The organism is Sphingorhabdus sp. (assembly GCF_044239045.1).
In the GTDB taxonomy this organism is placed as follows: domain Bacteria; phylum Pseudomonadota; class Alphaproteobacteria; order Sphingomonadales; family Sphingomonadaceae; genus Sphingorhabdus_B.
The window spans coordinates 76,479-89,760 of record NZ_JBIICD010000005.1; the positions used below are offsets into that span (position 1 = coordinate 76,479).

Genomic DNA, 13,282 nt, shown 5'->3' on the forward strand with positions numbered 1-13,282 from the left:
CCTCATTCGTCCGCTATATTTGCTTTGATGTACCTTAGTCCATTTTCATGGGCGTTGGCCAGCGCCGCGTTCAACTGCGCCCCTGTTACCAAGCCAAGGCCTATCAGGTAAAAGAAAATCAGCGCCAACATCACCCCTGCCAGACTGCCATAAGCCAGATCATAATTGCTCACACTGGATAGGAAGATGGGGAGTAACGCGGTTAACCCAAGCCACCAAAGGCTAACAAAGGCGGCCCCCGGCCATTTTGGAAAATCCGAAGATCGATATTTGGCTGGCGTCAGCCCTGCGAAAATGACGTAAATCGCAGCAAACAGGGTGACAAAGGGTATGATGCGGCCCCAAGCAAAATAGCTCGCCACTGTCTGCGCTGTGGGAATGAAGCGGTAGACAAAATCCTCCGCCGCGGTGACCAACACTTGCGCGGAGAACGCGACCATCGCCAGAACCACCGAAGCGATAATCGCACCCAGCGAACTCAGCCGGTAATGCCAAAATGCGCGGCTGGGTGTTGCGCCATATGCGCGATGCAAAACGTCGCGAAAGGTTTCGATAAGGCTGGCGGCCGTCCACAGGCTGACACCCGCACTCAACCACAATAAAGGGCCGGAGCGCGCGGTCATGGCGGACTGGATGGGTCCTTGCAGCGCGCTGGCGACGCTTGGCGGTACCGTTTTAAAAAAAGCTTCGATTAACGCGAGGCCAGACTCGGTTTGGCCAAATGCCCCTGCAATTGCCGCCGCCACGACGCAAAAGGCAAAGAGCGATACCAACGACAGATAAGCAAAATTGCCCGCATGAATGAAGCCGTCACTATACACGCCCATGCCAACGCGCTTGACCACTTCTACGACCTGCCCCGGAAGGCTAAGCCGTGCAAACCATGTGGCCTCGCTTTCATCCGCATGCGTTGTCGCCGGAAGGTGCGCCCGTGCCTCCGGTGACAAAGGCGAAATTTCAGACACCCATATTCTCCCGGACTGAACTGTCCGAGAGAACGTCACTTATCCGTGCAAGTTCCGCTGGGTCCGTCGGTAGATGGATCATCAATGTCACCAGCTGATCCCCGCGGATGCCGGCTTTGGCGGTAAAGCCGCGTCCCTTGATCCGCAGCACTGCGCCAGAATTGGTGCGTGGCGGGACGGTCAGCAGGACTGCGCCATCGACCGTCGGTACCTTGACCTTGCCGCCTGCCACCGCCTCTTGCAACGAAATCGGCAGATCGATGCGGATATTGTCGCCATCGCGCACCAAATGCGGATGCTTGCCAATCTTTAGCGTCACCATCGCGTCACCATGGCCGCCGGGGCCAGGCTGCCCCTTGCCGGGAATACGGATTTGCTGCCCCGCAACTATGCCCGCGGGCAATTTGAATTCTACCGTCTTGCCATCACCCAACATGATGCGTTGCGGCGCAAGCGTGGCGGCGTCGGTGAACGACACCAAATGCGCATAGGCAATATTCGCACCTTTTGGCGGGGCTTGCTGCGGCCGTGGGCCGGGCCCGCCACCTGGGCGCCCACCGCCCCCGCCACCAAACAGACCGTCAAATATGTCACCCAAGTCAATCCCGCCACCGCCGAAATTGCCGCCCGCCGGGCCGCCTTGGGAATAGCCGCCGCCAAAAGGATTGCCCGAAAAGCGCGGCTGCCCGTTTTCGTCAATCTCGCCGCGATCATATTGACCGCGCTTTTTCGGGTCCGACAATAGATCATAGGCTTGCGTCACTTCGCTAAACCGTTCCGATGCCTTCGGATTGTCCTTGTTCTTGTCGGGGTGCAACTCCTTCGCCAGCTTACGATAGGCGACCTTGATCGCTTTATCGTCCGCCCCTTTGGACACACCTAATATGGAATAAGGATCTGCCATTCTTGTCCCTGTTACTGTCTCGTGGGTCTTAGATTGGTATTACAGCGCCGGGATTCAACTTGGGAGCACGGCGTGATTGGGTTTTTCACCCATGAACATGCGTAGCAGAAGATACAGCAGCAAGCCAAGCAAAGCCCATATATTGGCTAGCCCAAATATCATGTCCCATCTCATTTTATCGTCTTGCCCCTTTTAACCCGTAGCAGTCTAGCCTATCGGTGAATTATGGAAAGACCCAATCCCTTTAGCTTGTTCGACACATGGTTTGCCGAAGCACGGGCGAGCGAAATCAATGACTCCAACGCGATGGCATTGGCGACCACGGGCGTGGATGGCCAACCTTCAGTGCGGATGGTCTTGTTGAAAGGCCATGGCCGGGATCTGGGTACGCATGGCGGATTCATATTCTACACCAATTTCGAAAGCCGCAAAGCCACGCAATTGTCGGCCAATAAGCATGTCGCCTTGCTATTTCACTGGAAATCCTTGCGCCGGCAAATTCGGATTGAGGGCGCGGCAGGCCCCGTCGACGATGCGACCGCTGACGCCTATTTCGCAACCCGCTCCCGCAATTCGCAGCTCGGTGCATGGGCATCCGATCAGTCCCGCCCGCTCGCCGATCGCGCAACCTTTGAAGCGCGCTTTGCCGAGGTGGAGGCCCGTTTTGAAGGCCAAGACGTGCCACGTCCACCACATTGGTCCGGCTGGATGGTGACCCCGAACCGCATCGAATTCTGGCAAGACCGCGAATTCCGCCTGCACGAACGCTGGCTGTATGAACGCCATGGGAACGGCTGGACAAGCGGCATGCTTTTCCCGTGACGTATAGACCATGAGCCTTGCCCATAATCACCATCATCATGCGCATAGCGACCTAACCAACCGCGCGGCTATCGCCAGCGTGACAATGGCCTTATTCCTGCTCGCGCTGAAGATTTTTGCTGCAGCTGAAACCGGCTCCGTCGCTTTATTGGCGTCTTTGGCGGATACGGGCTTTGACGTTCTGGCATCGGTGCTCACTTTATTCAGCGTCCGATACGCCGCAATGCCCGCCGATGATGACCACCGTTTCGGCCATGGCAAGGCAGAGGCGCTGTCTGCGCTTTTTCAGGTCGTGTTGATCACCGTATCGGCCATATTGATCGCATGGCGGGCCATCATACGCTTAGGCGCGCAGGAACAGACCGCGCACCCCGAATATGGCATTGGCGTTTCGGTCATTGCCATCGTCGCCACCTTAGGTTTGCTGGCCTATCAACGGCATGTGGTCCGCAAAACCGGATCGGTCGCGATCCAAGCTGACCATGTGCATTATCAAAGCGACCTTTTGCTCAACATCGCGGTGATCGTTGCAATACTGCTCGACACCATGTTGAATGTGGGCGGTGCCGACCCGTTATTCGGAATGGCGATTGCCGCATGGTTGTTATGGGGTGCATATCGCGCCGCGCGCTTGGCGCTGGACCAGTTGCTGGACCGTGAATGGCCGGAGGAAAAACGGCAACGGTTTATCGAAGTTGCGCTGCGCCATCCTGAATTGCGCGGCATCCATGACATGCGCACCCGTTCCAGCGGCGCACATGATTTCTGCCAGTTCCATGCCTGGGTTGACCCGAATATGACGGTCGCGGCGGCACATGATATCATGGATGAGGTGGAGCAAGCGTTGATGGACGCATTTCCCGGCGTCGAAATCCTCATCCACCCTGACCCCGAAGGCCATAAGGATGAGATGGGATATATCCCGTCAAAAACAATTGAGCACGACAAGGATTCCCATGACTGATCTGCCTTATTTTCATGTAGACGCCTTTGCGAATCGCCCCTTCACCGGCAATCAGGCGGCCGTGATGCCGCTGACAGAATATTTGGATGACGCCGTACTTCAGGCGATTGCGGAAGAAAATAACTTTGCGGAAACCGCCTTTTATGTGCCCGATGCAACAGGTGCGGCGGATTATGAACTGCGCTGGTTTACACCAACTGTAGAAATTCGCCTCTGTGGCCATGCGACATTGGCAAGCGGGCACATCATTTTGAGCCAAAATCCCGAGCTGGACCGCGTGACATTGCGCACGCGCAAAGCGGGAATATTGGAAGTGCGCCGCGAAGGTGATGCGTATGCTGTCGCCTTGCCCGCCATTCCTACAGAGGAAGTCGACAATCCGGACATGATGGCCGCGATGGGTGGCAAGCCTTTGTCGATGCGCAGCAACCCCGACAGTTATAATATGTTCGTCTATGCGACCGCTGCCGAAATTTTGGCGCTCAAGCCCGATATGAAGGCGTTGGCAACATTGGGCGATGACAGCTTCACCGCTACCGCGCGCGGTGATGACACTGACATCGTCAGCCGCGTATTCGTACCCGGTGCAGGCGTTGATGAAGACAGCGTCACCGGCAGCGCTCATGCGGTGATTGCACCATATTGGGCATCCGTCCTCGGTCGCGACAGCTTCACCGCGTACCAAGCATCTGCCCGCGGCGGATATTTGGGCTGCCAATTAGAGGACGACAAAGTTTGGTTGTCAGGCCATTGTTTTACGGTAGTAAAGGGAATGTTCAGCTTGCGCTGACCATCAACGACATTCCATTGTTCAAAGGATCATTCATGCTGAAGTCATTCGCCGTCTTGTCGGCACTCCTGCTTTCACCCGCCGTCATGGCGCAAGATGCCCCGCCGGCTCCGCCAAGTGGTGGCGCGCCACAGCCAGAGCAGATTTTCGCCTTTCTCGATGCCAATAAGGACGGCTTCATTGCCAAGGATGAGGCCCAAGGCCCATTGGTTCAGTATTTCGCGAATATTGATACGGATAAGGACGATAAGATTTCAATGGCCGAGTTGAAAGCCGCGATGGCGGCGATGCGTCCGCCAGAGGCTGCACAAGGCGGCAACGACTAATCACTGCCTGATTTGTAAAAAACAAAACGCGCGGGAAGCCAATGTGCCTCCCGCGCGTTTTTGATACTGTTTTGATTATTAAGCGACGGTTGCCTTGCGGATAACGCCAGGATTCGCAGGTGGCTCACCCTTTGGCAAAGCGTCGATATGCTCCATGCCGCTGATTACTTGGCCCCAGACAGTGTACTGACGGTCCAAGAAGCTGGCATCGTCAAAGCAGATGAAAAACTGGCTGTTGGCGGTGTTCGGATCATTAGTCCGCGCCATAGAGCAAACGCCGCGCACATGTGGCTCTGCGTTAAATTCCTGCTTCAGATTTGGCTTGGAAGAACCGCCCATGCCTGTGCCATTGGGGCAGCCGCCCTGCGCCATGAAGCCAGGAATTACGCGGTGAAACTTTACGCCATCGTAAAAGCCTTCGCTGGCAAGTTCGGTGATGCGAGCGACGTGATTGGGCGCCAGATCAGGACGCAGCTTGATTACAACGTCGCCGCTGTCGAGCGAAAAGGTAAGTGTTTGATCGGCCATATTGAGATTCCTTTAGGCGTGTAAATTCGATGTCGGCTGCCCTAGGGGAAGCATCGCAGAGGTGCAAAGCCAAAATCATTGCATTTTCACGCCGCCTGCTTAGGAGGGGCGAATTCATACTAAAACGTCTCAGATGGAAAAACGGGAGGCACGCAATTGACCAGCGACATCGCCAACCCGAACGTCCTTGACCCCGAAATCGTGGAAACGCTGGACGAAGACAATCGCCTGACGCGCGATTATGTAGACCGTGTTCTCGACGCTGCCGACGAAGGCGATCTGGACGAAGTTTACCGGCTTGTGGAACCCCTGCACGAAGCCGACATTGCTGACCTTCTCGAACTAACCCCATCCGAACGACGTGGTCTGCTGGCCATCAGCCTTGGCGACCTCATGAGCGCCGAGGTGTTGGCTGAGGTCAATGATTATGTCCGTGAAGACATTATCGATGTCCTGCCTGCGTCCCAAGTGGCGGGGCTTGCCGGACAATTGGATACCGATGACGCTGTTGCGATTATCGAGGATATGGAGGCGGAGGATCAGCAAGCCGTTTTGGCCGAGCTGGATCCCGAAGACCGCGCCGTTATTGAAAATGCGCTCTCTTATCCCGACGAGTCTGCTGGCCGTATCATGCAACGCGAATTGGTCGCGGTGCCGGAACATATGACTGTCGGACAGCTTATCGATTATCTGCGCGATCACCAAGATTTGACCACCGAGTTTTGGGAAATTTTCGTCGTCGATCCGCAGCATAAGCCCGTGGGCACATGCAAATTGAGCTGGATCATGCGCAGTCAGCGCAAGGTTCCGGTTAGCGAAATCATGATGCATGAACAGACGCTCATCCCGGTCGATATGGATCAGGAAGAGGTCGCGTTACGTTTCCAGAAATATGCTTTGATTTCCGCGGCAGTTGTCGATGGTTCTGGCCGGTTGGTGGGTGTCATCACCGCCGATGACATCGTCCATATCATTCAGGAAGAAGCGGACGAGGATATTTTGCGCCTGTCGGGTGCCGGCGAAGGCGACATTAACGAGCCTATTTCGGACAGCTACAAAGCGCGCGTGCGCTGGCTGATTGCCAATTTGGGCACGGCTATGGTCGCAAGTTTCATCATTGCGCAATTTGGCGCAGCGATTGAAACGATGGTGGCGCTCGCCGTCCTGATGCCCATAGTCGCCTCCATTGGCGGCAATGCAGGGACGCAGACGCTTGCGGTGACGGTGCGCGCATTGGCTACCAATCAGCTGACCCAATCCAACACGATGCGCTCGATTTGGCGCGAGATACGGGTTGCCCTGCTTATCGGTGCAACCATTGCGGTGATTGCAGGTCTCGGCGCGGGCCTGATTTTTGAGAATTGGCGGCTCGCATCCGTGATTGCGGTGGCGATATTGTGCAACATCTCACTGGCCGGATTGTCCGGCGTTGCAATTCCCGTGTTGCTGGACCGACTGGATCAAGACCCTGCGGTTTCAAGCTCCATCTTTGTAACAATGATTACCGATTCGATGGGCTTCCTCATCTTTCTGGGCCTTGCGGTCTTCAGCGGCCTTGCCGGTTAACCGCATAATTCCCAAATCGCTCCCATGCCCTTAAACATGACCAAAATCGCCTTTGGCGCGGAAAGCCCGCAGCATTTGCGCGAGCGCCTTACGGCTTATGCCCAAGACGGTGAAGTCCGCTTAACCACACGCTATTTGCCCAAGCGCGTCGACGAAATGGCGGGTGGTTCACTTTATTGGATTCATGCACATACGATCATCGGCAGAAGCCCCATCATTGGCTTCATGGAAAATGGCGCGGGCAGGCATTGGATCCGCATTGTACCCCAGCTCATCGCCGTCCGCTCCACACCCAAGCGCGCGCATCAGGGCTGGCGCTATCTCGAAGACGCCAACGCCCCGCCTGATCTGGATTCGGTCGAAACCGATGGCCGCGACGAAATGTCTCCGAAGATGCTGAATGAACTGATGAAGATGGGGTTGGTTTAGGCAGCCGCGCGCTTAGTCAGCACCTTGTTAATCACATCGGCGAATGTTTCGGCGCTTTGCGCGCCAGGGACCATATATTTTTGATCAAAGATGATCGCAGGCACGCCCGTAATATTCTGGTCGGTCCAATGCGCCATTTCGGCCCGTACGCTGGTCGTGAGCGCGGCATCGTTAATCCATGCCAAAGCCACGGCGCGGTCCATGCCTTGCGCCTCCGCAATATCGCACAGAACGTCGAAATTGCTCACATCGCGGCGGTCCTGAAAATAAGAGGTAAACAAAGCCATTTTCAACGCCGTCTGCGCGCGCCAACCCCGCTCGCTGCCAAATATGGTCAGCAATTTATGCGCGTTGAACGTGTTATAAATACGCATGCCCTCGCCATAATTAAACGCGAAGCCGACGCTGTTGCCGATGTCGGCCAGCCTGCTCCGATTAATGCGGCTCTGTTCGGGCGTGCTGCCATATTTGCGCGCGATATGCTCTGCGGTATCTTCGCCTTCGGGCGCCATGTTCGGGTTGAGTTCGAACGGATGCCAATAGGTTTCGGCGGCAATGTCTTGGCCAACAAGTGTCAGCGCTTTCTCCACCTGTTTCAGACCAATGATGCACCAAGGGCATACCACATCCGAGACGATGTCGATGCGCAACGGCACCGCGCCAGCCGTCATTGCGACACCCAATGGCGTAGCAAGCTATGCGCAATCGCAAAGGGTGGCGGCGCATTGAAACGACGGTCGGTCTCGCCCTTCAGCGCGGCGATCGCTTCCTCCTTCGTCACCCACATCGCATCTTCAATCTCGTCGGTGTCGAGCGTGAGTGCATCGTCCAACGCATCGGCGGTACAGGCAATCATCAATTGCGAACCGCCAAAGGGCCAAGGCTGGCTGGTTACATACCGCACCGCGCAACAAGTTACGCCCGCTTCTTCATGAATTTCGCGGCGAACGGCCTCTTCAATGCATTCGCCGGGTTCCAAAAAGCCCGCCAGCGCCGAATAATTGCCCGGCGGAAAGCGGGATTGCCGTCCGACCAGTGCCTTGCCTTCAAATTCGGCGAGCATTATGACCACAGGGTCGGTGCGCGGGAAATGTTCTTTCTGGCAATTACCGCATTTGCGGCCCCAGCCTGCGCGAAACAGCACAGTCGCCGCGCCGCAACGTCCGCAGAAACGATGGCCATTATGCCATTCGATCAGGCTGCGCGCGGTGCCGTAAATAGCGGCATCCTCGGCAGGCAGCATCGACAAAGCACGCCAGATAGCAGGCGAACGAAACGCGTCCCCCGCGGCATCGACCAACGCCACAAAATGCGGCTTACCATCGGACAGACCAAGCAGGATGAGTTCTTCTGAACCCTCTAGCTCGGCCAAAGAATGCCAGTGCAAGCCGCCTGCGTCGCTGACCCGCGGGTCAAGCCCATCAAGTCCTAACACCCGCGCGCGCCAGTCCCCCAGCAGCAAGCCATAAGCCTCTGCATCATTGCGGACGCGGTCAGCGCGGTCGAGCGGTGAGCCCGTAAAACCTGGAGCCATCATGGTTTTAAGCGGGCAAACCTAGGTCCTTCTGGACCCATTTGGCGAAGTCTGCGTGGAACGGATAAACATTGCTCGGCATATATTGCGCCATACAGACGGCGCGCAATTTGCTTCTTGGATCGACGAAAGCCACTGTGCCCGCGGCACCACCCCAGCCGAACACGCCCGCATTCACGCCCTTGCCGACCCGGCCACCCGCACCAAAGCCAGCGCCTTCGGCGAACGTGCCATCTGTTGTAACAGCGGACGGTAGCAAATCGGACATGGCGAGTTTGGCAGCTGCCGTTGACATGATGCGGACGCCATCCAATTCGCCATAATTAGCCAACATGTTGAGGAATCGGTCATAATCGCGCGCGGACGACACCATGCCAGCGCCGCCAAAGGCAAAGGCTGGTTTATCGAGGTAAATGCTGGTCGACGCGGGATCGATCGGGAACAACACGCCGTTAACCGGCGCGTAATTGGACACGAAACGCTTGGTTTCCGACTTCGGCACTTGGAAATAGCTGCTGGTCATTTTCAACGGCTCAAAAATGCGTGTCTTCAAAAAGGCTTCAAAATCCATGCCGCTGGCAACTTCAATCACGCGGCCAAGCAAATCGAGAGAGATAGAATAGCTCCATTTTGTGCCCGGCTCGGCAATCAATGGCAGCTTGGCCAGCCGTTCGGAAAATGTCTTGAGATCTGGGGTCGGCGCACTTGCTGTCTGACCAGGAATAGGAAAGCGGCTGACGATGCCCGGCGTGATACCATTGTCGAGATAGGCCTGCAGCAATGGGCCTTTGGTAATGATGGAATATCCAAGTCCAGCGGTATGGGTCAGCAAATGGCGAAGTGTAATCTGCGTCTTGGCGGGCACCGCGTTCAGATTATTGTCCGGATCGGTCAGCACGGTCATATTGGCAAATTCTGGCAGGAAATCCGCAATCGGCTGATCGAGCTTCATCTTGCCTTCGTCCACAAGGATCATCGCGGCGATGCCGGTGACAGGCTTTGTCATTGAATAAATGCGCCACAATGTGTCGATATTCACAGGCGTGGTTTCGCCCAGCCCTTGCGTGCCAACGGCAACCACATCGGGCATTCCGGCTGCACGACCAATGGTGGCGAGAACACCGGGGAGTTTGCCCGAAGAGACATAGCTTTCAAACTGCGTCCGGATCGTCGGATATAAATCGGCCGCCTGCGCCCAAGCGCGCGCAGGGACAAATGCACCAACGGCACCCGCCGCTGCCAATTGGCCGCCCCATGTCAAAAACCCGCGCCGACCGATCATGGCCTGCCTATTACCTTGCATATTCATACTTTCCCCCTGCGTCTAACACCGCCTCTGCTGCTTTTCTGAATAGGGTCGGCAGACCGGCCTTGTCGAGCGATTTTAGCGGCCACCATTCGCCATCACCGGGTCCATCTGCGTCTGCTGGCCATGACGTAACGGCAATATCGAGCCGAAGCGAAAAATGGGTGAAAACATGCGCCACATGCACCGGCAAATTTTGCCAATTGGCAGGCGCAGGGGGCGTGGCATGGCCATCCAATCGCGCGGTCCATTGATCGTCCGGCAACGCGCGCATGCCCGCCAAAAGGCCTTTCTCATCGCGGCGCACCAGCCAGACATGTTCGTCCCGCGCGATCCAGTACACATGGCCTGTGCGCTGTGGTTTGGCGGCCTTGGGCATTTTGGCGGGATAGATTTCCGGATTACCCAAACGCGCAGCATCGCAGGCAAAAGCAAGAGGACAAATGAGACAAGAGGGTGCGCGTACCGAACATATGCCGGCCCCTAAATCCATCATAGCCTGCGCAAAATCGCCCGCGCGGCCATCGGGTGTAATACGGTCAGTCGCCGCGCGAATAAGAGGCTTTGATTGCGGCAAAGGCGTGGAAATAGCAAACAGCCGCGACACGACACGTTCGACATTCGCATCAACGACGACCGCCCTTTGCCCGAATGCAATCGCGGCGATGGCAGCGGCGGTATAGGGCCCAATGCCCGGCAGTTTCAGCAACGCCGCCTCGGTCTCCGGCAAACGGCCTGCATGTTCCGCCACGACCACCCGCGCGCATTTCAATAAATTGCGTGCGCGGGCATAATAGCCAAGGCCGGCCCATGCCGCCATGACATCGGCATCATTGGCCGCCGCCAGTGCCGCAAAGTCGGGCCAAATCTGCGTAAACTTCTGAAAATAGGCCCCCACCGCCGCAACCGTCGTCTGCTGCAGCATGATTTCCGAAAGCCAGACATGATAAGGATTAGCAAAGTTCTGACCCGGCGGCGCGCGCCAAGGCAGCGTCCGCGCATGCACGTCATAATGCGCGAGCAAGGCCTGCGCGATATCCCCAGATTTATGGATGGCTTGTTGGACGCCTGACATGAAAAATGGCATGGAACAGGGGATGGACAAAGGCAAGTCACCACCACCGCCAAAAGGCACCAAAAAGGCACTGACGCCCAAAACATTTCAGCGCCCACGCGGCGGCGAGGCGAAGTCTGTATCCGCGCTCATGCCCGATATCGGCCGTGCCGCCTTTCGGAAATTCGGTTTCGTGCAAAGCTCTGTCGTGAGCCGCTGGGACGAAATCGTTGGCGCGCGCTATGCCGCCGTGTCTGCGCCGGAGGCCATCCGCTTTCCGATTGGCAAGAAATCCGACGGCACGCTGGAACTGACGGTCGAAGGTGCACATGCCACGATGATTCAGCATGTGCTTCCCGAAATCATCGACCGAGTGAACCGCTTTTTTGGATATGGAGCCGTGGCACGGGTTAAAGTCCGCCAAGGGCCTGTTGCCAAGCCAAAACTGCGTCCACCAACCGCTGCGCCCATGTTGAAGCCAGTGCCGATGGAATTAGGCGAATCCTTGCGCGAAATCGGTGATCCAGAGCTTTTCGCCGTCCTCGAAAGCCTCGCAAAAAGCCTTGCCAAAGACGGCGAGTGATACCAGATGCGCAAGATAAAGTTCGAAGTAAAAGGGCCATCCATATGTCGCATATGAAAAAATATCTGGGCGCCGTTTTGGTGGGCGCACTGGCGCTCTCGACCACGCTTGTTGCCGCACCCGCACCAAGCAAATGGCTTTCGACCGTGACGGTCACGGACAAGGGCGCGCATGTCCTCGGCAATCCGGCCGCACCAAACAAAGTGGTCGAATATCTCAGCTACACATGCGGGCATTGCGCGGATTTTGAAATGAAGGAGGCGCCGGCATTCAAAACGCAATTTGTCGCCACCGGCAAGGCCAGCCTCGAAATTCGTAACATGGTGCTCAACCCGGTTGATTTGACTGCTGCCATGTTGGCCCGTTGCGGCGGTAAGGCAAAGTTCTTCGGCAATCAGCGGCATCTGCTCTCAACGCAAGCCACCTGGTCAGGGAAAACCAAGAATATCAGCGCCGCCACGCGCGACAAGTTGAAGACGCAAGATTATACTGGGTTCATGGTCGGTACCTTTGACGAAATCGGCTTAGGCCCCATCATGCAACAACGCGGGATTACGCCAGCGCAGGCGAAAAGCTGCTTAGCTGACAAGGCTGCATTTAATGCTATTATTGGCATGACGGAAGCAGGATCAGCGCTTGGTGTGCGCGGCACTCCGTCATTTTTGGTCAACGGCGTTTTGCAGGATCACATCCATAATGTTGCCGAATTAAAGGCGGCAATGAAGTAAACTAAGATAACAGAGATAAGGCCAGACAGAAGGATATCACATGCGTATCAAGACATTCATTTTGACAACTGCCGCGGCGTTTGCACTTGCCGCATGTGGCGGTGCCGACACGGCTGGCGCACCAAAAGGTGAACCGCTGGCAAAGGTTGCTGCCCCTGCGGATAAAGCTTGGGTCGATGTTGTCACCAAAACCGAATTTGGTGGCTATCAAATGGGCAACCCCGATGCAAAATTGAAGCTGGTCGAATATGGTGCAATCACCTGCCCCGGCTGTGCGCAATTTGCGGCACAATCGACAGAGGAATTGCACAAGCTGGTTAATGACGGCACCGTGTCCATGGAATTCCGTCCGTTCCTCGTCCATGGCATTCAAGACGTCCCGGGCTTCCTTTTGGCGCAATGTAGCGGTCCGGAGGCATTCTTCCCCCTTACCGATCAACTCTATGCCGAGCAGCCTTCATGGCTCGGTAAAATCAGCACCGTGACCGAGGCTGACCAGCAAGCGATGCAGAAAATGTCGCCGGAACAGATTGCAACCTTGCTCGGCACCAAAATGGGCTTGATCGAATTTGTAAAATCACGTGGCATTAGCGAAGACCAAGCCAAAGCGTGCTTGTCGGACAAGGCCGCGATTGATGCCCTGATCAAAACTACGGAACGCGGGACGAAGGAAGATGAAGTCTCTGGTACGCCATTCTTCTTGCTCAACGGCGCTAAGCTGGACGCCAGTTCCTGGGTGCAGGTGAAAAGCAAGCTGGTCGAGGCCGGCGCACGCTAAATATG

General features: G+C 56.3%; 16 protein-coding genes. 9 read left to right on the forward strand and 7 right to left on the reverse strand.

From position 1 onward, the window contains the following. Positions 1-2 precede the first annotated feature (2 nt). The gene (locus ACILP4_RS03265) at positions 3-965 is read right to left on the reverse strand and encodes a YihY/virulence factor BrkB family protein (protein ID WP_395619314.1); all 963 of its coding nucleotides are present in this window, start codon (positions 963-965) and stop codon (positions 3-5) included. Next, positions 958-1,869, reverse strand: coding sequence for a DnaJ C-terminal domain-containing protein (locus ACILP4_RS03270; RefSeq protein WP_395619315.1), 912 nt, complete (start codon positions 1,867-1,869; stop codon positions 958-960). The genes ACILP4_RS03265 and ACILP4_RS03270 overlap by 8 nt, the downstream gene beginning before the upstream one ends. Positions 1,870-2,094: 225 nt before the next feature. Here ACILP4_RS03270 and pdxH point away from each other — a divergent pair, with 225 nt between their 5' ends. From pdxH to ACILP4_RS03290, 4 genes are read left to right on the forward strand one after another with little or no spacing between them, the layout of a single operon-like run. After that, entirely contained in the window at positions 2,095-2,691 is a 597-nt protein-coding gene (gene pdxH, locus ACILP4_RS03275) for a pyridoxamine 5'-phosphate oxidase (protein WP_395619316.1), read from the forward strand. Positions 2,692-2,701: 10 nt separating this feature from the next. Further along, positions 2,702-3,655 (forward strand): cation diffusion facilitator family transporter, encoded by a 954-nt coding sequence (locus tag ACILP4_RS03280; RefSeq protein ID WP_395619317.1) that lies wholly within the window; start codon positions 2,702-2,704, stop codon positions 3,653-3,655. Next, positions 3,648-4,445: a PhzF family phenazine biosynthesis protein gene (locus ACILP4_RS03285; protein ID WP_395619318.1), complete on the forward strand. Its 798-nt coding sequence runs from the start codon at positions 3,648-3,650 to the stop codon at positions 4,443-4,445. Before ACILP4_RS03280 ends, ACILP4_RS03285 begins: the two co-directional genes overlap by 8 nt. A 35-nt stretch (positions 4,446-4,480) precedes the next feature. After that, positions 4,481-4,771 carry a hypothetical protein gene (locus ACILP4_RS03290; protein WP_395619319.1) on the forward strand — a complete coding sequence of 97 codons (291 nt, stop codon included), beginning with the start codon at positions 4,481-4,483 and terminating at the stop codon, positions 4,769-4,771. Positions 4,772-4,849: 78 nt separating this feature from the next. Here ACILP4_RS03290 and ACILP4_RS03295 read toward each other — a convergent pair whose 3' ends face one another. Continuing rightward, positions 4,850-5,299 carry a peptidylprolyl isomerase gene (locus tag ACILP4_RS03295; protein ID WP_395619320.1) on the reverse strand — a complete coding sequence of 150 codons (450 nt, stop codon included), beginning with the start codon at positions 5,297-5,299 and terminating at the stop codon, positions 4,850-4,852. A 156-nt stretch (positions 5,300-5,455) separates the two neighbouring features. On the opposite strand from ACILP4_RS03295, the gene mgtE reads away from it, so the two are divergent. Both mgtE and ACILP4_RS03305 read left to right on the forward strand, forming a co-directional pair. Then, positions 5,456-6,865 carry a magnesium transporter gene (gene mgtE, locus ACILP4_RS03300; protein ID WP_395619321.1) on the forward strand — a complete coding sequence of 470 codons (1,410 nt, stop codon included), beginning with the start codon at positions 5,456-5,458 and terminating at the stop codon, positions 6,863-6,865. A gap of 24 nt (positions 6,866-6,889) precedes the next feature. Beyond that, on the forward strand, positions 6,890-7,294 hold the full coding sequence (locus ACILP4_RS03305; RefSeq protein ID WP_395619322.1) for a DUF1489 family protein: 405 nt from the start codon (positions 6,890-6,892) through the stop codon (positions 7,292-7,294). On the opposite strand, the gene ACILP4_RS03310 is transcribed toward ACILP4_RS03305, so the two are convergent. Genes ACILP4_RS03310 through ACILP4_RS03325 form a run of 4 tightly spaced genes read right to left on the reverse strand, consistent with a single transcriptional unit; the run spans position 7,291 to position 11,209 of the window. Beyond that, entirely contained in the window at positions 7,291-7,965 is a 675-nt protein-coding gene (locus ACILP4_RS03310) for a DsbA family oxidoreductase (protein WP_395619323.1), read from the reverse strand. The two genes, ACILP4_RS03305 and ACILP4_RS03310, sit on opposite strands and share 4 nt — an antisense overlap. After that, positions 7,962-8,831: an NAD(+) diphosphatase gene (nudC, locus tag ACILP4_RS03315; protein ID WP_395619324.1), complete on the reverse strand. Its 870-nt coding sequence runs from the start codon at positions 8,829-8,831 to the stop codon at positions 7,962-7,964. The genes ACILP4_RS03310 and nudC overlap by 4 nt, the downstream gene beginning before the upstream one ends. A 4-nt stretch (positions 8,832-8,835) precedes the next feature. Beyond that, positions 8,836-10,137: a serine hydrolase domain-containing protein gene (locus ACILP4_RS03320; protein WP_395619325.1), complete on the reverse strand. Its 1,302-nt coding sequence runs from the start codon at positions 10,135-10,137 to the stop codon at positions 8,836-8,838. Next, positions 10,121-11,209: an A/G-specific adenine glycosylase gene (locus ACILP4_RS03325; RefSeq protein WP_395619326.1), complete on the reverse strand. Its 1,089-nt coding sequence runs from the start codon at positions 11,207-11,209 to the stop codon at positions 10,121-10,123. The genes ACILP4_RS03320 and ACILP4_RS03325 overlap by 17 nt, the downstream gene beginning before the upstream one ends. Here ACILP4_RS03325 and ACILP4_RS03330 point away from each other — a divergent pair. The 3 genes from ACILP4_RS03330 to ACILP4_RS03340 are packed head-to-tail and all read left to right on the forward strand — an operon-like array spanning position 11,208 to position 13,277. After that, the gene (locus tag ACILP4_RS03330) at positions 11,208-11,771 is read left to right on the forward strand and encodes a DUF721 domain-containing protein (RefSeq protein WP_395619327.1); all 564 of its coding nucleotides are present in this window, start codon (positions 11,208-11,210) and stop codon (positions 11,769-11,771) included. The two genes, ACILP4_RS03325 and ACILP4_RS03330, sit on opposite strands and share 2 nt — an antisense overlap. Before the next feature lie 44 nt (positions 11,772-11,815). Next, positions 11,816-12,499, forward strand: coding sequence for a thioredoxin domain-containing protein (locus ACILP4_RS03335; protein ID WP_395619328.1), 684 nt, complete (start codon positions 11,816-11,818; stop codon positions 12,497-12,499). Positions 12,500-12,539: 40 nt separating this feature from the next. Further along, positions 12,540-13,277 (forward strand): DsbA family protein, encoded by a 738-nt coding sequence (locus ACILP4_RS03340; RefSeq protein WP_395619329.1) that lies wholly within the window; start codon positions 12,540-12,542, stop codon positions 13,275-13,277. Positions 13,278-13,282: the final 5 nt, after the last annotated feature.

Excerpts from the sequence above, each read along its gene's own strand:
- ACILP4_RS03270 (WP_395619315.1), bottom strand. The coding sequence starts at position 1,869 with ATGGCAGATCCTTATTCCATATTAGGTGTGTCCAAAGGGGCGGACGAT.
- pdxH (WP_395619316.1), top strand. The coding sequence starts at position 2,095 with ATGGAAAGACCCAATCCCTTTAGCTTGTTCGACACATGGTTTGCCGAA.
- ACILP4_RS03280 (WP_395619317.1), top strand. The coding sequence starts at position 2,702 with ATGAGCCTTGCCCATAATCACCATCATCATGCGCATAGCGACCTAACC.
- ACILP4_RS03285 (WP_395619318.1), top strand. The coding sequence starts at position 3,648 with ATGACTGATCTGCCTTATTTTCATGTAGACGCCTTTGCGAATCGCCCC.
- ACILP4_RS03290 (WP_395619319.1), top strand. The coding sequence starts at position 4,481 with ATGCTGAAGTCATTCGCCGTCTTGTCGGCACTCCTGCTTTCACCCGCC.
- ACILP4_RS03295 (WP_395619320.1), bottom strand. The coding sequence starts at position 5,299 with ATGGCCGATCAAACACTTACCTTTTCGCTCGACAGCGGCGACGTTGTA.
- ACILP4_RS03305 (WP_395619322.1), top strand. The coding sequence starts at position 6,890 with ATGCCCTTAAACATGACCAAAATCGCCTTTGGCGCGGAAAGCCCGCAG.
- ACILP4_RS03310 (WP_395619323.1), bottom strand. The coding sequence starts at position 7,965 with ATGACGGCTGGCGCGGTGCCGTTGCGCATCGACATCGTCTCGGATGTG.
- nudC (WP_395619324.1), bottom strand. The coding sequence starts at position 8,831 with ATGATGGCTCCAGGTTTTACGGGCTCACCGCTCGACCGCGCTGACCGC.
- ACILP4_RS03320 (WP_395619325.1), bottom strand. The coding sequence starts at position 10,137 with ATGAATATGCAAGGTAATAGGCAGGCCATGATCGGTCGGCGCGGGTTT.
- ACILP4_RS03330 (WP_395619327.1), top strand. The coding sequence starts at position 11,208 with ATGAAAAATGGCATGGAACAGGGGATGGACAAAGGCAAGTCACCACCA.
- ACILP4_RS03325 (WP_395619326.1), bottom strand. The coding sequence starts at position 11,209 with ATGTCAGGCGTCCAACAAGCCATCCATAAATCTGGGGATATCGCGCAG.
- ACILP4_RS03335 (WP_395619328.1), top strand. The coding sequence starts at position 11,816 with ATGTCGCATATGAAAAAATATCTGGGCGCCGTTTTGGTGGGCGCACTG.
- ACILP4_RS03340 (WP_395619329.1), top strand. The coding sequence starts at position 12,540 with ATGCGTATCAAGACATTCATTTTGACAACTGCCGCGGCGTTTGCACTT.